Source organism: Pseudomonas sp. SJZ077 (assembly GCF_007993905.1).
GTDB lineage: Bacteria > Pseudomonadota > Gammaproteobacteria > Pseudomonadales > Pseudomonadaceae > Aquipseudomonas > Aquipseudomonas mandelii.
The window spans coordinates 33253-54419 of the sequence record NZ_VIUJ01000020.1; the positions used below are offsets into that span (position 1 = coordinate 33253).

Sequence of the window (21167 nt, forward strand, 5' to 3'; positions counted from 1 at the left end):
GCCTAGTCTAACCGCATTCACAAGGCTTACAGGGCCAGAGCGCACGATGAATACCGTTTACGTTGATGGTGTTTACATAGGTAAGACAAAAAACCTCAAGCGAGGCTTTTGCGGATGAATCTGTTCAACTTGCGTCGCACTCCACCGAGCCTCGACGACTTGGTCGTAGACACTCCCCAAGCGTCCAGACGCGACAACCTTTCCCGCGAGTGCCTGATGCCCAGTGTCGAGCGGCCGAAGCAGATTTTTGTCCGCGGCCAAGGCTCCTGGCTGTGGGACAGCGATGACCGCGCTTACCTGGATTTCTCGCAGGGTGGCGGCGCCAACAGCCTGGGCCACAGCCCTTCGGTGCTGGTCAATGCGATATCAGAACAGGCTCAATCGCTGATCAACCCGGGTTTCGCACTGCATAACCGCGGCATGCTCAACCTTGCCGAGCGGCTCTGCAATAGCACCTGCAGTGATCAGGCGTACCTGCTCAACAGCGGCGCCGAAGCCCGTGAGGCCGCGATTCAACTGGCTCGTCAATGGGGTCGACTGCATCGCAGCGGGGCCTCACGGATCATCGTGGCCAGCAACGGCTGCCATGGCCATAGTCCCGGGACGATTTCACCGTCGGACTTTCACCCCGTTCCCTTCAATGATCTGGCGGCGATGCACGCGGCGGTCGATGCCCGGACCGTGGCCATCCTGCTCGAACCGATCCAAAACGAAGCCGGGGTGATTCCGGCCACCGCGCATTACCTCAAGGGTGTCGAACGCCTGTGTCGGGAGCTGGGCATTTTGTTGATCCTCGACGACGTGCACACCGGCCTTGGTCGCTGCGGCACGTTGCTTGCCGAACAGGTCCACGGTGTTCAGGCAGATATCGTCGTCCTCGGCGAAGGGCTTGGCGGTGGCGTGCCATTGGCTGCGTTGTTGGCGCGGGGCAAGGCCTGTTGTTTCGAGGTGGGCGACCTGTCGGGCGCTCATCATGGCAATGCGCTGATGACCGCTGCCGGTCTTGCGGTGTTGAACACGATTCAGGACAAGGTTTTTCTCGATCATGTGGTTGAAACCGGTCAGCACCTGCGCGAAGCCTTGAGTCGTTTGTCCTATCGCTATGGTCACGGCGAGTTGCGCGGGCAAGGGCTGCTCTGGGGACTGACCCTGTCCGACGATTCCGCTGAAGCCGTGGTCAAAGCCGCGTTGTCCGAAGGCTTGGTGCTCAACGCCCCACAACCCGATTGCCTGCGCTTTACCCCGGCGCTCACGGTCAGCAACGCCAACATCGACGAAATGATCCTGCGCCTGTCCCGCGCCTTTTCCCGCGTACGCACCGCACAACTGCAGTGCCGCAAGGGGATTGCGGTCTGATCAGACTTTTCCCGCACTAATTCCAGAACCGTCTCGCGGTAATAACGCATCGCCCCACGTTTGATTCTTTCGCGTGGGGCGTTTTTTTGCCTGCGATTCATGAGGTTTCGCTATTGCGCCAGGTTCCTACTGAACCCTGACGAACGGCGCGTGTCGATTAGCAGTAGGGCTCACACGAGTTCACTTCACATCAGGAGCTGCCCCATGGATTTCATTCGCATCATCATTGCCATTCTGTTGCCACCACTGGGCGTGTTTCTACAAGTCGGTTTCGCCGGCGCTTTCTGGCTGAATATTTTGCTGACGTTGTGCGGTTACATTCCGGGGATCGTGCATGCGGTGTACATCATCGCCAAGCGCTGAGTTCTGCGGCGTCAGATAGATCGCTTTCGCGGGCAAGCCTCGCTCCTACGGGATAACACCGTACCTGTAGGAGCGAAGCTTGCCCGCGAAGGGCGCGACGCGGTTTCAGCTTGCGAGTTCGATCACCCGCCGATAAAACAACCACTCCTGCTCCAGCGCATGGGCCTGGTTCCCCGCCTTGCGAAAGCCATGCCGTTCGTCCGCGTAGTAATGCGCTTCAACCAGAATGCCGTTGTCTTGTAGCGCCTTGACCATGTCGCGGGTCTGTTGCGGCACCACCACGGCGTCCAGTTCGCCCTGAAAGAAAATCATCGGAACACTGATGTTGTTCGCATGCAGCAGCGGAGTACGCGCGGCGTATCGTTCGGCATCCTCAACCGGATCGCCAATCAGCCAATCCAGATAATCGCCTTCGAACTTGTGGGTCGCGCGGCCCAATGCCACGGGATCGCTGACACCGTAAAGGCTGGCGCCTGCGCGGAAGACGTTGTGAAAGGCCAACGCACACAGCGTGGTGTAACCGCCAGCACTGCCGCCGCGAATAAACGCCTTGTCGCCGTCGATCAAGCCGCGATCGGCAAGATAAGCGACCACCGCGCAGGCATCTTCGACATCCACGTCACCCCAACTCAAATGCAGCGCCTGGCGATACGCCCGGCCATAGCCACTGCTGCCGCGGTAGTTGAGATCGGCCACGGCGAAGCCGCGTTGCGCCCAGTACTGAATGCGTGGATCAAGCATCGGGTAGCAGGCCGAGGTCGGGCCGCCGTGGATGAAGACCACCAGCGGCGGTTTCGCCTCGCCGGTCATCGGCGGATAGAAGAAGCCGTGGGCCTCGCCCGAACCGCTCGGGTAGCGCAAGGTTCGCGGGACGCTGATGCGCTCGGCGGGCAACGGTGCGATCCCGCCGGCGATGATTTTGACCTGGCGGGTATCGCGCTCGATTGCGATCACCGCCGACGAACTGACCGGCGATGCCGCGATGCAATAGATGAATTGCTCATCCAGTGCGAGATGACGAAAACGGCTGTAATCACCGGTGAAATCTTCAGCGGCGTCACCGCAGATTCCCAGTTTGCCGAACCCGCCTTCGGTCCAGCTGGCCAAGTAGCGGCTTTCGCCCAGCGGCAACCAGGTGCTGCCCCCCAGCTGCCACGGTGCCGGCCCATGGTCAGCGGCGGCACTCGGCAGCAGGCTCAGGCCGTCTGCGGATTCCGCCCAAGGCTGCCAGTAGCCGCCGCGATCCGTCAGGCAAAACAGGTGGCCGTCGCTGTCGAAACGCGGTTGTTGCAGTGACTCCTGCGCACCATCGCCCGCCACACAACGCGGTTGAGCGAAGCCCCCATCATTCTGGCGCTCGGCAACCATCAAGCGAGTGGCGGTCCATGGCTGATCCGGGCGGCTCCATTCAATCCACGCCAATCGTTGCGAGTCCGGGCTCAGCGTCGGCGCGGCATAGAAATCGGCGCCTTCGGCCAGCAGATGACGCTGGCCGTCAGCCACATCAATCGCCACCAGACGATGCCGGTCCCGGTTTTCTTCAACCGCCAAAATCTGTCCGTTGGCAAACTGCAGATCGCCGTAACGGCATTCCCCGGAGGTCAGCACCTCAGGCGTCTCGCCCGCCAGCGATTGCCGATAGAGTTGCTGGTCTGCTTCGTTGACGAAAACAATCCCGTCATCCGTCAGACAAAACGCGCCACCGCCATATTCGTACACCCGACTGCGCACGCTGAATCCTGCCGACGTCAGGCAACGGGCCTGGCCGTCGCGCCAATGCCAGATCCTGCAGGCGGCATCTTCGGGACGGTATTCGTTCCAGAACAGGCCATGCTGGCCGACTAACAGCTCGGCGAAGTCGATACCGGCTGCGACGGCCCGGGAAGCGCTGAAGGGTTCAGCTTTTAGCGATGAGGCGTGAGTTTCGTTCATTGCGAAAGGCCAGTTGTTCGATGGTCTGGGTCGCGTGTTCGGCTTCTTCGCGGGCCTTGAGAATCACGCCATGATGCTCCGACTTGCTGCACACCGGGTCGGCATTGCTGGCGTCACCCGTGAGCATGAACGCCTGGCAGCGGCAGCCGCCGAAGTCTTTTTCTTTCTCGTCGCAGGAGCGGCATGGCTCGGGCATCCAGTCGTAACCACGGAAGCGGTTGAAGCCGAACGAGTCGTACCAGATGTGCTGCATGCTGTGATCGCGCACGTTCGGAAATTGCACCGGCATCTGTCGGGCACCGTGACACGGCAGTGCGGTTCCGTCCGGCGTGACTGTAAGAAAAATGCTGCCCCAGCCGTTCATGCAGGCTTTCGGGCGTTCTTCGTAGTAGTCCGGCGTGACGAAAATCAGCTTGCACGGATGACCTTCGGCTTCCAGTTTGGCGCGGTATTCATTGGTGATGCGTTCGGCGCGAACCAATTGCTCTTTGGTCGGCAACAGGCCGACCCGATTGAGCTGTGCCCAACCGTAAAACTGGCAGGTGGCGAGTTCGACAAAGTCCGCTTCAAGGGCGATGCACAGCTCGATGATCCGGTCGATCTTGTCGATGTTGTGCCGATGGGTCACGAAGTTCAGCACCATCGGGTAGCCGTGGGCTTTCACCGCACGAGCCATTTCCAGCTTCTGCGCGAAGGCCTTTTTCGAACCCGCCAACAAGTTATTCACTTGTTCGTCGCTGGCCTGGAAACTGATCTGGATGTGATCAAGGCCGGCTTTCTTGAAGTCGCTGATTTTCTGCTCGGTGAGGCCAATTCCGGACGTGATGAGGTTGGTGTAGAAACCCAACTTGCGCGCCTCGGCGATCAACTCGGCAAGGTCCTGGCGCACCAGCGGCTCACCGCCGGAAAAGCCCAGCTGTGCGGCACCCATTTCCCGGGCTTCGCGGAACACTTTGATCCACTGCTCGGTGCTCAGTTCTTTGCCTTGTTCGGCGAAGTCCAGCGGGTTGGAGCAGTACGGACATTGCAGCGGACAGCGGTACGTCAGCTCGGCCAGCAGCCACAGCGGCAGGCCGATTTCAGGTTTTGGCGGTAACGTGCCTGACACGGAATCAGGCAAGTTCGATCCAGTGCTGAGCACGGGCAACCTCCATGAACTGCTCGATGTCCTCAGCGAGCTCGGGCACGTCGGGGAACTTCGCGTCCAGTTCGGCGATGATCGCCGCTACGTCACGCTGGCCATCAATCAAACCGCCAATCAGCGCAGCGCTGTCGTTGAGTTTGATCATGCCTTCCGGGTACAGCAGGACATGGCCTTTCTGCGCCGGTTCGTACTGATAGCGGTAGCCCTGACGCCACGTTGGGGTCTTGCTGCGATCGAAACTCATAAGGTGATTCCTTTATGCCAGACCCGCTGGTCGGTCACGCTGTGATACGGCGGGCGGTTCAGTTCGTAGGCCATGCTCATGGCATCGAGCATGCTCCAAAGGATGTCCAGTTTGAACTGGAGAATTTGCAGCATGCGCTCTTGGCCTTCACGCGTCGTGTAGTGCTGCAAAGTGATCGCCAGACCGTGTTCCACGTCACGGCGTGCCTGGCCGAGACGGGTGCGGAAATACTCGTAGCCCGTCGGGTCGATCCACGGGTAATGCTGCGGCCAGCTGTCGAGGCGCGATTGGTGGATCTGCGGCGCGAACAACTCGGTCAGCGAGCTGCTGGCGGCTTCCTGCCAACTGGCCCGGCGGGCGAAGTTTACGTAGGCGTCCACGGCGAAACGTACGCCCGGCAAGACCAGTTCCTGCGAGCGCAGCTGATCCGGGTCGAGCCCGACGGCCTGGCCCAGACGCAGCCACGCTTCGATGCCGCCGTCTTCGCCGGGGGCGCCGTCATGGTCGAGCAGACGCTGAATCCACTCGCGACGGATCTCGCGATCCGGGCAGTTGGCGAGGATCGCAGCGTCCTTCAGGGGGATGTTCACCTGATAATAGAAGCGATTGGCGACCCAACCCTGGATCTGCTCGCGGGTCGCCCGGCCTTCATACATCGCCACGTGGTACGGGTGATAGATGTGGTAATAGGCGCCCTTGGCGCGCAAGGCTGCTTCGAATTCGGCGGGGGACATTGGGGTGTCAGTCATTGCGGTTCTCCGGGGATGACCGGTGGATTCTCTGGTGTCTGGTCCGACGCCTTCGCGGGCAAGCCTCGCTCCTACAGGGGCACGCGATCACTGTAGGAGCGAGGCTTGCCCGCGAAGAGGCTATCCGCTACAACACAATACTCATGCCGTCATACGCCACTTCAACCTTGCGCCGAGCCAACTCGGCACGCTCCGGCGAATCTTCGTCGAGAATCGGATTGGTGTTGTTGATGTGGATAAGCACTTTGCGCTGCTTGGGCAACTGTTCCAGCACTTCGAGCATGCCGCCGGGGCCATTTTGCGCCAGATGGCCCATCTCCCGTCCAGTGCGCGTGCCGACGCCACGGCGCTGCATTTCGTCGTCATCCCACATCGTGCCGTCCACCAGCAGGCAATCGCTGGCGGCCATGATGTCCAGCAGCGGCGCATCGACTTTACCCAGGCCCGGCGCGTAGAACAGTTTGCCGCCGGTGTTCAGGTCTTCGACGATCAGGCCAATGTTGTCGCCCGGGTGCGGGTCGAAGCGGTGCGGCGAGTAGGGCGGCGCTGCGCTGCGCAGGGGCAGCGGGGTGAAGAGCAGGCTTGGGCAGGCCGGGATGGTAAAGCTGCGGTCGAGTTCAATGCGGTTCCAGTTCAGCCCGCCATTCCAATGCTTGAGCATGGTGAACAGGGGGAAACCGGTGCTCAAGTCTTCATGGACCATGTCGGTGCACCAGACCTGGTGCGGGCAACCTTCGCGCAGGCTGAGCAGACCGGTGGTGTGATCGATCTGGCTGTCCATCAGGATGATTGCGCTGATGCCGGTATCGCGCAGGGCGCGGCCCGGTTGCAGCGGGGTGAAGCCTTGCAACTGGACGCGGATGTCCGGCGAAGCGTTGCACAGGATCCAGTTCACGCCGTCATCGGAAATCGCGATGGACGACTGGGTACGCGCCTTGGCGTTCAGGCTGCCGTTGCGAAAACCGGCGCAGTTCACGCAGTTGCAGTTCCACTGGGGGAAACCGCCGCCGGCGGCGGAACCTAGAATCTGGACAAACATGGGCGCTCCATTTCAACGCTGAAAATAAAAACGCCCCGGTAAACCGAGGCGTTGCACATCATTACAACGGCAGACCTTAGCGGCTTGCAAAGTACATGGTGACTTCAAAGCCGATACGCAGGTCGGTGTAAGCAGGTTTGGACCAGGACATGGGAGCGCTCCTTCAGGTGATGAGACAGTTGAGACCTATACATATAGTCCACCTCCAGTCGGAGATGTTCAGATAGTTAGGTGGCTATGTTACTCAAAATTACAGAGCGATTGGCCGCGAATCTTTGAGAAAGCTAATTGCAGCGTCGGTAATGATCATTTTGCCGCTTGCCAAGGTGCTGTCGCGCAGGCGCTGCTGGCCAGACAGCGCCAGCCACCTTCGGCCTGATTCAGTCGCCGGGCTGCTTCATTCAATGCGTTGCGGTCGATCAGCAGGATCGCTTCAGGCAATCGCTCCAGATAATCCGACGAGTGGCCCGCCAGTTTGCCCTGCCAGAGCAGTTCGGCCGCCTGAGCGTGGGGCAGTGCGGTGGCGTGGAATTGGTCGGCCAAGGCCTGGCGCTGGGCAATGAAGGTCGCATCATCGACGCCTTCAATCAATGCGGGCATTTCGTTCAAGAAGCGCTCTATGTGTTTCAGCAGATCCTGAGGGGCAACGCTCGGTGATTGAACGCCGAACAGCAGCCCGGTCTGCCCATGGAACTGACGCAGGCCGCTGAACACGGCATAACCCAATTGCAGTTCAACCCGCAGGCGCTGATAGAACGGCGTCTGGCACAGGTGAGCGAGCAAACGCCAAGCGGCTTCGTCGGTGATGTCTTGCGTGGCTGGCGGGCAAAACAGCAATAGCGCGTGTTCGCTGGAACCGGTGTCGAGCGTGCTCCACAGATGCAGCGCGTTTATCGAGGCGGGCGGCGACGGCTGATCGTCCGCAGCACCGGGCACGCGGCTAAATGCCAGGCCCATCGCTGCTTGCGTCTGCGCCGACAGGCCCATCGCCAGACCTTGCCAGCGTGCGCTCGCCCAGAGCTGCTGCACGTCATCACTTTCAGCGGTGCGCTCAAGTGAATGCTCGGGAAGCATTTTCAGCAGCTGTCTGATCGGTATCAACGGCATGCTTGGCGGTTCTTCCTGTGGGAAACCGACATCGGGTTTTGTCAGCTCTTTCAGCACATGTTCGAGGACGGTCGGCATGGGCTCCTGCAGGCCTGTCATCTTCAGCAGCCATTCATTGCCTGATGCACTGAAGGAAAAGTCGACCCCCGCCTGGCGGGCATCTTCACGCAAGGGTTGCAGGCGATTTTCCAGGTTCGATTGAACACGGGGATGAGGTTTGGCCAGCAGTCGCCAGCGCAGATAAATCGCGCCCTCATCCGTGTTATCCGGCAACGCCTGACTGAATTGCATCGGCGAGTTTTCGCGACGGCTGCGCGAGCGATCCTGGGCAAACGTCCGCAGGCCGCGGTGTTTGCTGGTCTGGCCGCGAATCAGTCCGGCATTGGTCGCTGGTGCTTCTGTGCGTAAAAACGGGTTTGGCGTTGGCAATTGCCATTCGCCGGAGAAGTTATCCACAGCGCCGATTTTTTTCAGGATGTCCTTGAGTGCTATGACGCCTTGTTCGGATAAACCGGCTTCAAGCTGCTCACTGTCCAGTCGCGCCAGTTGCAGGGCACCGCTGACGTGTTGCTGACGGTCGAGCAGGGCGGCGTACTCTTGACGCAACTCGGTCCAGTTCTGGCGAGAGGCAAAAAAGCCCAGCCAATCCACAAGCCGTTCGCGGATCGCGTTCCCCGGTTCAGTTGTGGTGAATTCAATGTGCAGCAAGGCTTGGCCGGCGAACTGATACAACGGCGCGGCTTTCAGGCTGTCCGCCAGCCCTTGCTCGCGCAATTCAGCCAGCAGACCGCCAGGTTTAGCGGCGTTCAGCCAATGGCACAGGAACGCTAATGCCTCGCGGGATGAGTCGGGCAACGCTTCGAACGCGAACAGTAGATCGAGCCGGCGTTCGCCAGCCTGTTGATAACTTTTGTCGGAAGAGTCCATCAGCGGTGCAGGTGCTTCTTGCGCAACCCTCTCCCCTACGGCGAGAAGATCGCCAAAGTGCTGAGCCATTGCCCTCAACTCATCGAGACTCTGCGGTCCGGCCAGGCTCAACGTCATCTGTCCGGTCCGATAAAACCGCTGATAGAAATCCCTCAACGCTTGCTGAAACTCCGGCTGCGGCACCGGCAGGCTGTAACGGTTGCCCGCATGAAACGCCCGTAGCGGGTGAGCCGTCGACAGACCGTCAAACAGCGCGAACTGCTGTTGAGCCGTGGCATCCCGGGACCAGGCGACAAATTCGGCGTGCAGCACTTCCCGTTCCCGCCGCTGATCGTCCAGATTCATACGCGGATGAGCGAGCATGTCTGACAGACGCTCCAGCCCACCGCTAAACGCCTGAGGCGGCAGTTCGAAAAAGAAGTCGGTGGTGCGTTCGCTGGTGCGCGCATTGACCTGGCCGCCATGACCTTGCACGTAGGCCATCAGCCCTTGCCCTGCGGGAAAGCGCTCCGTCCCCAGAAACAACAAATGCTCGAGAAAGTGCGCGAGGCCGGGCCATGCCAGCGGCACGTCATGACTGCCTGCGAAAACCCGCAACGCCGCGGCGCAGCGCTTCAAATCGGGAGCATGACGCAGCGTCACCCGCAAGCCGTTGGCCAGGGTTTCAGTGTGGGGGCGAGGGTGATTCAGCGCAGGCATGAGCACTTCCAGGACAGAGAAGCGCTAATGCTAGCGGATTACGATGGATCAGCGCTTGTTAAGGTCGCCGTAAAGCTCAGGACGGCGATCGACCAAGTAGCGATTGGCGGCACGGGATTCGACCATTAACTGACGATCCAGCTCACCGACAATCAGTGCTTCATCCAGGCCCGCCTGGGCGATGCGGCTGCCATCCGGTGCAGCGATGCTGCTCTGGCCGCAATAGTTGATTTCACCTTCCTGCCCGCAATAGTTGGCATATGCCACATAACACTGGTTTTCGAAGGCGCGGGCGCGGACGGTGACATCGGCAACGAAGTCAAAGGGAACCATGTTCGCCGTCGGCACCAGGATCAACTCGGCACCGGCCAAGGCCAGGCGACGGGCGTTTTCCGGGAACTCCAGGTCGTAACAGATCAAAAAGCCGAGCTTCCAGCCGTTGAGTTCCACCAAGGGGAAATCATCCTGCCCGGCGCTGAACATCGAGTGATCGAGGTCGCCGAACAGGTGAGTCTTGCGGTAGTTGCACAGGCGCTCGCCGTTGGCGTCGATCAACTGCACGGCGTTGTAGATCTGCCCGTCCTCGGTGCGCTCGGGATAGCCATACAAAATGGCAATCCCGGCGGTCTTGGCAATGCGCGCGATCTGCTGCGCCGATTCACCGTTGTGCACCTCCGCCAGCACGCTGACGGCATCGATGCCGATGTTGTAGCCGGTCAGGAACATCTCCGGCAGCACCAGCAAGTCAGCGCCCTTGGCCTCCAGCGCCAGTTGATGCAGGCGTTGCAGATTGCCTGCGACATCCAGGGGCAGCGGTGGACATTGGTAAAGGGCTACGCGCATTTGGAACTCCTTTTACTCGGGCAGGGCGATCGGACCGATCTCGTTGAACACATCCCCTGGACCCGGGTTCTCGGCGTGAGTTTCACCGCCGAAGTGTTTCATGATGCCCCAGACCGCGTTGAGCGAGGTCTGCACCGCGCCTTCCACCCACGCCGGCGTCCATGAAACGTCGTCGCCCGCGATGAAGATCCCGCGTTGCTCGGCCGGCATGTCGTCCTGCATGAAGTGCGCATACATCCGCTGGTTGTAGCGGTAGTGGCCGGGCAGGGCGCCTTTGAAAGCGCCGAGGAAGTGCGGGTCGGCTTCCCATGACACGGTGATCGGATCGCCGATGATGCGCGCGGCAATGTCGACTTTCGGGTAGATCTTTTTCAATGCGTCCAACGCCAGCTTCACGCGTTTTTCCACCGGGTGCGGCAGCATTTTCAGTGCGTCGCTCATCCACGAGTACGACAGGCAAATCACCCCCGGCTTGTCGTCGCCGTTGTCGAAGAGGTAGGTGCCGCGGGTCAGGCGATCGGTGAGGGTCATGCTCATCAGGTCGCGGCCGGTTTCCGGATCTTTGTCCTTCCAGAATGGCCGGTCGACCATCACAAAGGTTTTCGACGATTGCATGTAGCGGGTGCGGTCGAGGGCCATCCACATCTTTTGCGAGAACAGGGTTTCGTCGCATTCGATCTGGGTGGTCAGCAGCCAGCTCTGGCAGGTGGTCAGTACCGCCGCGTATTCGCGGGTGTCGCCGTTGTTATCGGTGACCGCAAAACGGCCGTCCGGGGCATGAGCGATTTTTTTAACCCCGGAGCGTGGCGCGCCTCTGTGCAGCGACTTGAGGCTGGTGCCTTCGGGCCAGTGCACGCAACGTTCCGGCACATGACGCCAGATGCCTTGCGGCACTTGTTCGACGCCGCCGACGACCAGATGTTGGTGATCGTCGCAGTTGGTCATCACGACGCGGAAGATTTCCAGCATCGAGTTCGGGAAGTCCGAGTCCCAGCCGCCGGTACCGAAACCGACCTGGCCGAACACTTCGCGGTGATGGAATGAGAGCTTGGCGAAGGCTTCGGAGGTAGCGACGAAGTCGTAGAAGGTTCGGTCATCCCACAGCGGAACCAGGGTGTTCCACAGCTCTTTGAGGCGTGGCACATCGCGGTCGCGGATCGCTTGCTGGATATCGGCGAACTGCGAGCCAGCCTCCAGTGCATCTGCCCAAGCGTCAGCCACTTCCTGGAATAGTGCAGGAAGATCTGCCAGTTTCTGTGCGTAATGGGTTTTGCCTTCCAGGTCGATCACGGTGCTGCCAGAGGCTGGCGTCAGCGGATTGGGAAAGGGTTTGGTCTCGAGACCGAGCTTGTCGACATAGTGGTAAAACGCCGTGGACGACACCGGAAAGCGCATGCCGCCCAGTTCGGCGACGATGCCATCGGTCCCGTTGAACGCTTGGGAACGCAGACGGCCACCCATTTTCGAAGCTTCGTAGACGACGGGTTTGAGGCCCAGTTTCATCAACTCATAAGCTGCCACCAGACCGGCGATACCTGCGCCAACAATCGCCACTTCGGCACCATGATTGTGTGCCGGAATGCTGCCCAGGCCGGCCGGGTGTTCGATCCAGTCGTCAAAGCCGAAAGGAAAGTCCGGGCCGAAAATGGTGACTGGTTTTTTACCGTCTGCAGGATGGCGATTGTTCTTGTTCATGACTGACCTTACTGGCGACCCGACGCGGAATGCGCATCTGAGTATAGGAAAAGATGGCAGCCATTCTAGAGAGCGTAGAACACGTTAATAAGACGCAATGTGTCGTCGTTTTGATAATTTTTTGGTCACTATGACGAAAAACTACTACACACTGACCAATGTGGGAGCGAGCCTGCTCGCGATGAGGCCCTCAAGACGCTGCAAATCAAACCGGCTGCCCCCGATCAATCTTGCTGCTCAAGATGATCGACGTCGTCGTCTTCTCCACCCCATCCACACTGCCAATCTGATCCAGCAACTGATCCAGCTGCTCCGGCGATTCCGTGCGCAACCACGCCACGTAGTCAAATTCGCCACTCACCGCACACAACTGCTGCACCTGGGCCATGGCACTGAGCCGGCGCAGCACTTCCTTGCCCGAGCGCGGTTGCACCGTGATCCCGACATACGCCTGCAAGCCGCCATCCACCACCCGTTGGCCCAAACGCACGCCGTAACCGGTGATGACTTTTGCCTTTTCCAGCCGTGCCAGACGAGAAGTCACCGTGGTCCGTGCGATTCCCAACTGGCGAGCGAGCATGGCCACGCTTTCACGGGCGTTGATCTGCAAGGCCGCGATCAGTTGGCGGTCGATTTCGTCAAGAACGGGTGGGCGGGTGTCAGGCAAGGGTCGTCTCCGGCAACACAAATCAGTGGCTTGGCATGTTACAGCACGGCTGGTGAAGCGGAGGTGGGATCTGGTTTCGGTGCCGTGCCATGGCGGGCTTTGGCCGGGCATCTGGTCCATAGGATGGACACACAGAGTCAGTCGTAGTCGAATGCGAAATCGAGGGATGCGAGGTGACCACAATGACGAAGAAGATGCCTCCCGCTGTACGGGATCGCGCAGTGCAGATTGCCAATCACGAAATGGGTCACTATGTCGTTGCCCGGGCCCTGGGGTTTGAAACGGGCGGCGTGAGTGTGACGGTCACCATGGACTTGAGGCATCAAGCGGGCGCCTCCATTACCTTGGCGCGTTCAGTTTCGTCGATTGAAGCCATGAAGGAGCATCTGGAAGCCCGGATGATGGTCCTCTTTGCCGGCGCTATGGCGCAGTCATTAACCTCAAAACGTTCACTCGGCAAACATGTCGATCGGCCGAAAGCGACCGCCATCCTGAAGGGAGAACTTGGGGCAGAACAGGACTACGCAAAAATCAGGGAGTTACGGCACTTGCTGCGCAACATCACCTACCCCGATACGGATCCGGCTTCGCCTGATCGCGTAACCGCCGAGCTGAAAGAGATTACGGATCGCCTGTGGTTACGGACTCAAACAATCGTTGAGCAGTTGGCCGATACGATTATTGGGTTGGGCGAGGCGTTGGTGGATGGCATGAGTATCGTGGAGCAATGGGGCAGGGCGGCGGATACGTATGAGGGCGTGTTGACGAGGGAGGGGCTTGAGCTGATGGGGGTGGTGCGGGCGATTCCGGCCTTGGGCGTTGGGGCTGGCAGCTGCAGTAATGCCGATCCATTCAAGAAATAACGACATTGCAGGCGCGCAATGCACGCCCGATTACGATTCGGAAGCCCCGAATAATCGGGGCGCCTTACAACGGGAAAAGCCGCGCTATTACTCGGACTCCGTCGCTGTCCGGGGAGGCCTTGGTGTAAGCACCTTCACCACATCATCAATCACCGCCTTACCCATCGCCGTCAGATAGTGCGCGGCCCAAGCGTGGCGGTCAGTGTCTCTTGCGTAGGCTGCGTCCTCGGCAAATGATTTGGCGAGGAACAGCAGATCGGAGGCTTGTGACAATGCATCAACGATGGGGACGCCGGCGCGGACGTTAAACAACGCCTGATCCGAGCAGTAGATGAGTGGGGTGAAACCGATGGTTTTCAGGTCTGACGGTGCAGACGAATTGGTTTTGCTCATTGTTTCGCTCCTTAAAACGAGGAGCTGCCGCATTCGTTACCACACGAATGGGTGGCAGCTGTACGCAGGGTGGTAAACCGGGAGAGCAAAGAAACCGGCAGACCCGAAGGTCTCCCACGCACAGCCGCCATAACTCAGGATTACAGGTGTAAAAACACATGAAACCGTGATGGGAGCACTGCTGCACTTTGTCTAGCCGGGTTACCACACCCGATCGCTGCATTTGCAGCGACGTCCGGAGAGTATCCCGTCGAAGAGAACGCCAACAAGGCGGCAAAGTGCCCAAACGCACCCATTACGCAATTCTCGGAGTTTGCCTACAACCTTGGCAGACGTCATCCGATAACCTCACGTCAGCGCAAAATATAACCTAGACGGCAGACAGGAAAAAACGCATGTCCCCCCGCGGAGCAGCGCACAGGACGCGACCCGAGCCCCGACAGGATGACTGATGCTACAAAATGACCGCAAAAATCTGGAGCTCGATAAGCTTCAAGTCGAAATCCGGAGATTCATTGCTGAAACCCGCAAGTTTATGGCGGAAGAAAGCAAGCTTAGGCAGGAGGCTTTTTGGTATCCGTTCGCAGTAGGCGCCGGTCTAGTGACCGCCGTTGTCGCCGCCGTCGGATTGTGGTCCAAGCTTTAAAATCGCTAACACACGGAAGCGACCAATGATCTGAGGTGCTTGAGTTTTACCGCTTAGCAGCCCACCTTATCTAACAAGGGTTAGCGCATTAGGCGTGACTCGTGATCCCTGCAGGAAGACGCAGTATGTCCACACCTCCTACGATTCAAGCCAGCATTGAACAGTTACACCGTGACGTGGCCGCCTTGGCCGAAGACATGCGTAGCCCATCCCCCATCGCGACCCGAGCAATCCTACTGCCGTTTGGACTCGGTGCCGCGCTGGCGCTCGTGACTATTGTTGCTGTTGCCTTGGTGGTTCGGCTGGTCTGATCTCTTAGGCCAAACGTTAGTCGCAGAAAAAAGCCGCGCATTTGCGCGGCTTTCGTGTTTGGTGGGTCCACACGGAGGAATCGTGGACCAAAGGATTATGAGCAGGGCTGTATTGCTAGGGCAGAAACGAAAAAAGACGCCATAGGCGTCTTCTTCGATTTGGTAAAGCAGATCCGGACACCACTTGCGAACCGCGTTGCGCAGTTACGGCTTTCGCCGCTGGGAAGCGCTCAATCTCATCCGGTCAGTCGCTTCGATAGCACTATTGACGTGATTCGTTAAATCAAAAGAAAGCCGCGCATCAGCGCGGCTTTCTTGTTTGGTGGGCCCACACGGATTTGAACCGTGGACCAAAGGATTATGAGTCCTCTGCTCTAACCAACTGAGCTATAGGCCCTCAGTAGGCCGCGGATTATAGCGATGGTTTCTCGGCTGTGCTATCCGAAAAATCCGATACGGCTATACGAAGAAACGTCGCGGCGAATTCGTCGGGGGGAAGCGGCAGGCTGACGATGTAGCCCTGGATCTGTTCGCAGCCTTCTTCGGCGAGGAATTGTTGCTGTGCGAGGGTCTCGACGCCCTCCGCAATGACGGTGAATTGCATGCTGCGGCCCAAGGCAATGATGGCGCGAACAATGGCTGCATCGTGGGGATCGTCAGGCAGGCCGCGGACGAAGGACTGGTCGATCTTGAGGATGTCCAGTGGCAGGCGCTTGAGGTAGCTCAGTGACGAGTAGCCGGTCCCGAAGTCGTCGATGGCCAATTGCACGCCCAGGTGTTTGAGTTGGTGCAGCACTGCCAGCGCTTCTTCGGCCTGGCTCATGATGAAGTTTTCGGTAATTTCCAGTTGCAGTAAACCGGGCGCCAGGCCGTTGTCTTTGAGCAGTTGCTCGATCCGTCCGAGCAGGTTCGGCTGACGCAATTGAGCACCTGCGAGATTGACCGAGAGGGGGCCGAGGCACTCGTAGACCTGATTCCACTCGTTCATCTGTCGGCAGGCTGTCTCCAGCACCCAGTCGCCGATTTGCAGGATCATGCCGTTTTCTTCCGCCAAGGGAATGAAGTGTTCCGGCGGTACCGAGCCGAAGGTCGGATGTTGCCAGCGGATGAGCGCTTCGGCGCCGACCAGTCGATGGTCGGCGAGGCTGATTTTCGGTTGGTAATAGAGAAACAGCTCATTGCGCTCGATGGCGCGGCGCAATTCATGTTCCAGCGCCACGCGTTCGCTGGCCTGGGCGGTGAGGTCGCGGGTGTAGCTTTCCACCCGGTTGCGGCCCTTGGCCTTGGAGCGATACATCGCCGCATCGGCGTTTTTGACCAGCGTGGCGACATCGCAGCCATCCTTGGGGTACAGGCTGGTGCCGATGCTGGCGCTGATGAAAAACTCGTGCTCGCCGGCCTGAAAAGGGGCGGCGAAGCAATTGAGCAGTTTGGTGGCAATGTTGTCGGCATCGCTGGATTGTTGCAGGCCGGGCAGCAGGATGATGAATTCGTCGCCCCCCAGGCGCGCGACGGTATCGATGTCGCGCAGCTGCTCTTTGAGGCGCACGGCAATGCCTTTGAGCAGCAGGTCGCCCACCGGATGGCCAAGGCTGTCGTTGATGTGTTTAAAGCGATCCAGGTCGAGGAACAGCACCGCGCCCTGGCCACCGTTTTCCTGTTGGGTATTGAGTGCTGTCAGCAGTCGGCTCTCGAACAGCGTGCGGTTTGGCAGGCCGGTCAGCGGATCGTGGTGCGCCTGGTAGTCGAGTTTGGCCTGCGCGTGTTTGAGGCTGGAAATGTCCGCGAACACCGCCACGAAGTGGGTGATGAATTTTTCCCGGTTACGCACGGCGCTGATGGTCAGCCAGCTCGGGTAGAGCTCGCCATTCTTGCGTCGGTTGGAAATCTCGCCTTGCCAGTGACCTTCGTCCGTCAGCTGATGCCACATCGCCGCATAGAACGCGCTGTCGTGAAGCCCCGAGGCGAGCAAGCGAGGGGTGTGGCCGAGTGCTTCGCTCTCGCTGTAACCGGTGATCTCGGTGAACGCTCGGTTGACCGCGCTGATGTGCTGTTGGGTGTCGGTGATCAACACGCCCTCGGCGGTGCTCTCGAACACTGTGGCGGCCTGTTGCAGTTTCTCCTGCATCAGGTGCCGCTCGGTGATGTCCCGGGCGATGGTCAGCATGCAGTCTTCGTCGCCGATCGGCAGCGGACGGCTTGAAACCTCGCAAAGGCGGATCTGCCCGTCACTGCGGCGGATGTGGCAACTGAAGTCGCGGACGAAGCCATCCCGGTGCAGCAAGTCGAGCATCTGTTTGCGTTCATTGAGATTAACCCAGATCCCCAGCTCCAGGGCTGAGCGATCCACGGACATCGCGCTGTTGAAGCCTGTGATGCGGCTGAAACCCTCGTTGACCTCCATTAGCAACCCGTCGCTCTGCCGCGACAGCAACAAGCCGTCCGGTGAGGCGTGGAAGGCCTTGGCGAATTTTTCTTCGGAGGTTTGCAGTTGCTGCTGGGTTTCCTTGAGCTGACTGATATCGCGCACCACGACGACCAGCGCAGGGGTCGTATCGAGGTCGAAGGGCTCGGCGGAAATCAGACCGGTAAACACCTGGCCATTGCTGCGTCGAAAAGGCATCTCCAGGTTGCGGATGCTGCCGGCTTGCAGGCGCTGCAGCAGGCCCGGCCCGACGCCGGGGATGCCCCAGATGTTGAGGTCGGTGGCGGTCTGGCCAATGACATCTTCGGCCTTGAGACCAATTTGTTCTTCGAACGCGTTGTTGACTTCGAGCAGGCAGCCGTCGGACAGCCGCGCAATCACCAGGATGTCCGGGCATTGCTGAAACACGGAGGCGAATTTTTGCTCGGAGAGTCTCAACGCTTCTTCCGTGCGCTTGGCGTCGCTGATGTCGATCATCAATCCGCGCATAACCGGCTCATGGCCATGCTCGATAAGACTGACGATATCGCGCACCCACAGGCAGCGCCCGTCGGCGGTGATAACGCGGTAATCGACGCTATGATCGCGCCCGGCCAGCACTTCGTGATCGCAGAATGTCTGGGCCCGGGTCAGGTCCGCAGGGTGGATGATGTTGCGCCAGAACCCCGGAATGAGCCAATGGGACAGGGGATAGCCGAGCAGTTCTTCGGCATGCGGAGACACGTAGCTGTAGGTGAAATCGCTGATCCGTGCTTCCCAGGCAATTGCGGAAAGGCTCTCCACCAGCCCGCGGTAATGGTATTCACTGCTGCGCAGCTCTTGTTCGAGGTCGACCCGCCGGGCGATTTCCGAACTCAACCGGCGGTTAATCCGGATGACCACGGCCAGCGTGATCATCAGAAACAGCAATCCGGGCAGGCCGTAAACCAGCAAGTCGGACCAGAAGGTTCGGTGATCCAGTACATTGCCCACCCAGTGTTCCTGAATGGCGCTGATTTCACTTGAAGTCATGTCCGCCAGGACTTTGTCCAGAATCCCGACCAGTATCTTGTTGTCGGGGGGCACTGCCATCGCCAATTGATAGCGATAGGGCGTTTCGCCGCTGACATACAAGCCGTCGAGCTTGAGCTGACGCAGGCTCCAGACGCTGGAGGCGAGATCGCCCACGACCGCATCCACTTCATCGGTGGCCAACGCCTGCAAGGCTGAGCTGACATTGGGCATCGCCACCAGATTCAGGTCGGGGTGGTGCGTGCGCAACAGCTCATGGGGCGCATAGTTTTCCACCACAGCGATCTTCAGCCCGTAGAGATCTTCGAGCTTGCGCGGTTGGGGGCCTCCGACATGGGCGAGGATGACAATCGGAAAGTCCAGGTAGGGACGAGTGAATGACAGGTACGACTGGCGCTCCGGGGTCGACATGATGCCCGGCAAGACGTCCAGCTTGCCTTGCTTGGCCTGTTGCAGGACTTCGGTCCAGCTGATCGGTTCGATGGGCGTCAGTTTGACGGCCAGCCGTTGACGGATCACGTTGATGTAGTCAGCCGCCAGGCCCTGATAGCGGCCCTGGTCGTCACGAAATTCGAACGGCGGCCAGGACGCGTCGACACCCAGGCGCAAGTCCGGGTGAGCCGCCAGCCAGCTACGTTCTTCGTCGGTCAGAGTCAGCGCGCCAGCCGTTGCGGTCCAGGTCATCAGCGACAGCAAAAAAAGCACGGTCGGCAGTCTGGGCATAACGGTCTCGTTATGGCTCGGGGAATGTTTCGAGTGTAGACGGGCAATTCGGCGGGGGGGAGGTACGGGGGATTTTATCTGTAGAAAGCAAAACCCCCGGCCTGGGCCGGGGGTTCTGTGATCACTCGTCGAGGAAGGAGCGCAAATGCTCGCTTCTCGTCGGGTGGCGCAGCTTGCGCAGCGCCTTGGCTTCGATCTGACGAATCCGTTCACGGGTCACGTCGAACTGCTTACCAACCTCCTCAAGGGTGTGGTCGGTATTCATGTCGATACCGAAGCGCATGCGCAGAACCTTGGCTTCACGGGCAGTGAGGCCGGACAGCACTTCGCGAGTCGCTTCTTTAAGGCTCTCAACAGTGGCGACATCGATTGGCGACTGCATGGTCGAGTCTTCGATGAAGTCACCCAGATGGGAGTCTTCGTCATCACCGATCGGGGTTTCCATGGAGATCGGCTCTTTAGCGATCTTCAATACCTTGCGGATCTTGTCCTCAGGCATTTCCATGCGTTCGCCCAGCTCTTCCGGGGTCGGTTCGCGACCCATTTCCTGCAACATCTGCCGGGAAATGCGGTTGAGCTTGTTGATCGTCTCGATCATGTGCACCGGAATACGGATGGTGCGGGCCTGGTCGGCGATCGAGCGAGTGATTGCCTGACGGATCCACCAGGTGGCATAAGTCGAGAATTTGTAGCCGCGGCGGTATTCGAACTTGTCTACCGCTTTCATCAAACCGATGTTGCCTTCCTGGATCAGATCGAGGAATTGCAGGCCACGGTTGGTGTACTTCTTGGCGATGGAGATCACCAGACGCAAGTTCGCTTCAACCATCTCTTTCTTCGCGCGGCGGGCCTTGGCCTCACCGATCGACATGCGACGGTTGATGTCCTTGATCTCGGCGATCGTCAAACCGGTTTCGGTTTGCAGCGCGGTCAGCTTTTGCTGGCAACGAATGATGTCCGGTTGCAGGCGACCAATGGCTTCAGCGTATTTGCTTTTGCCTTTGGCCAGTGCATCGGTCCAGCTTTCGTCAACTTCGTTGCCCGGGAACTGGCGCAGGAAGTCGGCACGCGGCATGCGGGCATCACGAACGCAAAGTTGCATGATCGCGCGCTCTTGCTGACGCAGGCGATCCAGGGCACTGCGAACACGCTCGACCAGGCCTTCGAATTGCTTCGGAACCAGTTTGATCGGCATGAACAACTCAGCCAGCAGCACCAGCTCGGCGATTGCCAGCTTGTTGCCACGACCGTGCTTTTTCAGCGCCTTGCGGGTGATTTCCATCTGATCGGAGACAGCGCCAAAACGCTGTGCTGCGATGACCGGATCCGGACCGCTTTCGGCTTCTTCTTCGTCGTCGGTGCTGGCTTCAGCTTCTTCGTCGTCGGTATCGTCGTCCGCTTTAACGGCTTTCGGATCGACAGGCGGCGGCACTTCGGCAGCAGGCGGCGCAATGCCGTCGTCCGGGTCGATATAACCGCTCAGGACGTCGGATAGGCGGCCACCTTCGGTGGTAACGCGAGTGTACTCGGAGAGAATGTGGTCAACCGTACCAGGGAAGTGCGCGATTGCGCCCATCACTTCACGGATACCCTCTTCAATACGTTTGGCGATTTCGATTTCGCCTTCACGAGTGAGGAGCTCTACCGTACCCATTTCGCGCATGTACATGCGCACTGGGTCGGTGGTACGACCAATGTCGGTCTCGACCGCTGCCAACGCTGCTGCTGCCTCTTCGGCCGCGGCTTCGTCAGTATCGGCGTCGGCCAGCATAAGGGAATCCTTATCTGGCGCAACCTCGAATACGTTGATCCCCATGTCGTTAATCATGCGGATGATGTCTTCCACCTGTTCCGGATCTGAAATATCCTCCGGCAGGTGGTCGTTGACCTCCGCGTAAGTCAGGTAACCCTGCTCACGACCAAGTGTGATCAACTCTTTGATACGAGACTGCTGTTGCGCTTTTCCGGACATAACACCCTATCCACTGAAGGTCTTGGCGGGCAAAAAACAAGCCGAGGATTATACCTGA

Annotated in this window: 17 protein-coding genes and 1 tRNA gene; 4 read left to right on the top strand and 14 right to left on the bottom strand. The window is 59.3% G+C overall.

What is annotated here, in order from left to right:
* Nucleotides 1-114 precede the first annotated feature (114 nt).
* On the top strand, nt 115-1356 hold the full coding sequence (locus tag FBY01_RS24940) for an aspartate aminotransferase family protein (protein ID WP_145309946.1): 1242 nt from the start codon (nt 115-117) through the stop codon (nt 1354-1356).
* 204 nt (nt 1357-1560) lie between these two features.
* Nucleotides 1561-1719 carry a YqaE/Pmp3 family membrane protein gene (locus FBY01_RS24945; protein ID WP_007904205.1) on the top strand — a complete coding sequence of 53 codons (159 nt, stop codon included), beginning with the start codon at nt 1561-1563 and terminating at the stop codon, nt 1717-1719.
* A gap of 105 nt (nt 1720-1824) precedes the next feature.
* On the opposite strand, the gene FBY01_RS24950 is transcribed toward FBY01_RS24945, so the two are convergent.
* From FBY01_RS24950 to FBY01_RS24995, 10 genes are all read right to left on the bottom strand, one after another.
* Nucleotides 1825-3651 carry a S9 family peptidase gene (locus tag FBY01_RS24950; RefSeq protein ID WP_145309948.1) on the bottom strand — a complete coding sequence of 609 codons (1827 nt, stop codon included), beginning with the start codon at nt 3649-3651 and terminating at the stop codon, nt 1825-1827.
* Nucleotides 3617-4759, bottom strand: coding sequence for a pyrroloquinoline quinone biosynthesis protein PqqE (gene pqqE, locus FBY01_RS24955; RefSeq protein ID WP_167362294.1), 1143 nt, complete (start codon nt 4757-4759; stop codon nt 3617-3619). The genes FBY01_RS24950 and pqqE overlap by 35 nt, the downstream gene beginning before the upstream one ends.
* Before the next feature lie 4 nt (nt 4760-4763).
* Nucleotides 4764-5039 carry a pyrroloquinoline quinone biosynthesis peptide chaperone PqqD gene (pqqD, locus tag FBY01_RS24960; protein ID WP_010467137.1) on the bottom strand — a complete coding sequence of 92 codons (276 nt, stop codon included), beginning with the start codon at nt 5037-5039 and terminating at the stop codon, nt 4764-4766.
* The gene (gene pqqC / locus FBY01_RS24965; protein ID WP_010467138.1) at nt 5036-5788 is read right to left on the bottom strand and encodes a pyrroloquinoline-quinone synthase PqqC; all 753 of its coding nucleotides are present in this window, start codon (nt 5786-5788) and stop codon (nt 5036-5038) included. Before pqqC ends, pqqD begins: the two co-directional genes overlap by 4 nt.
* Nucleotides 5789-5915: 127 nt before the next feature.
* Nucleotides 5916-6827, bottom strand: coding sequence for a pyrroloquinoline quinone biosynthesis protein PqqB (gene pqqB, locus FBY01_RS24970; RefSeq protein ID WP_010467139.1), 912 nt, complete (start codon nt 6825-6827; stop codon nt 5916-5918).
* 76 nt (nt 6828-6903) lie between these two features.
* Nucleotides 6904-6978, bottom strand: a complete 75-nt coding sequence (gene pqqA, locus FBY01_RS24975) for a pyrroloquinoline quinone precursor peptide PqqA (protein ID WP_009045898.1) — start codon at nt 6976-6978, stop codon at nt 6904-6906.
* A 155-nt stretch (nt 6979-7133) separates the two neighbouring features.
* The gene (pqqF, locus tag FBY01_RS24980; protein WP_145309950.1) at nt 7134-9560 is read right to left on the bottom strand and encodes a pyrroloquinoline quinone biosynthesis protein PqqF; all 2427 of its coding nucleotides are present in this window, start codon (nt 9558-9560) and stop codon (nt 7134-7136) included.
* Between the two features lie 48 nt (nt 9561-9608).
* Nucleotides 9609-10403, bottom strand: a complete 795-nt coding sequence (locus FBY01_RS24985; protein ID WP_010467143.1) for a carbon-nitrogen hydrolase family protein — start codon at nt 10401-10403, stop codon at nt 9609-9611.
* Nucleotides 10404-10415: 12 nt separating this feature from the next.
* Nucleotides 10416-12098: an NAD(P)/FAD-dependent oxidoreductase gene (locus FBY01_RS24990; protein WP_010467144.1), complete on the bottom strand. Its 1683-nt coding sequence runs from the start codon at nt 12096-12098 to the stop codon at nt 10416-10418.
* A gap of 205 nt (nt 12099-12303) precedes the next feature.
* On the bottom strand, nt 12304-12765 hold the full coding sequence (locus FBY01_RS24995; protein ID WP_109635345.1) for an Lrp/AsnC family transcriptional regulator: 462 nt from the start codon (nt 12763-12765) through the stop codon (nt 12304-12306).
* 182 nt (nt 12766-12947) lie between these two features.
* On the opposite strand from FBY01_RS24995, the gene FBY01_RS25000 reads away from it, so the two are divergent.
* Nucleotides 12948-13628, top strand: a complete 681-nt coding sequence (locus tag FBY01_RS25000; protein WP_145309952.1) for a peptidase M41 — start codon at nt 12948-12950, stop codon at nt 13626-13628.
* 87 nt (nt 13629-13715) lie between these two features.
* Here FBY01_RS25000 and FBY01_RS25005 read toward each other — a convergent pair whose 3' ends face one another.
* Nucleotides 13716-14021 (bottom strand): DUF3077 domain-containing protein, encoded by a 306-nt coding sequence (locus tag FBY01_RS25005; RefSeq protein ID WP_145309954.1) that lies wholly within the window; start codon nt 14019-14021, stop codon nt 13716-13718.
* 451 nt (nt 14022-14472) lie between these two features.
* On the opposite strand from FBY01_RS25005, the gene FBY01_RS25010 reads away from it, so the two are divergent.
* A complete protein-coding gene (locus FBY01_RS25010; protein WP_109635340.1) occupies nt 14473-14667 on the top strand; it encodes a hypothetical protein in 195 nt (64 codons plus the stop codon).
* Nucleotides 14668-15298: 631 nt separating this feature from the next.
* Here the strand turns inward: FBY01_RS25010 and FBY01_RS25020 are convergent.
* From FBY01_RS25020 to rpoD, 3 genes are all read right to left on the bottom strand, one after another.
* Nucleotides 15299-15375: transfer RNA gene (locus FBY01_RS25020), tRNA-Ile, on the bottom strand.
* Nucleotides 15376-15390: 15 nt separating this feature from the next.
* Nucleotides 15391-19137: an EAL domain-containing protein gene (locus tag FBY01_RS25025; protein ID WP_145309956.1), complete on the bottom strand. Its 3747-nt coding sequence runs from the start codon at nt 19135-19137 to the stop codon at nt 15391-15393.
* 121 nt (nt 19138-19258) lie between these two features.
* Nucleotides 19259-21109 (bottom strand): RNA polymerase sigma factor RpoD, encoded by a 1851-nt coding sequence (gene rpoD, locus FBY01_RS25030; RefSeq protein ID WP_077747306.1) that lies wholly within the window; start codon nt 21107-21109, stop codon nt 19259-19261.
* Nucleotides 21110-21167 lie beyond the last annotated feature (58 nt).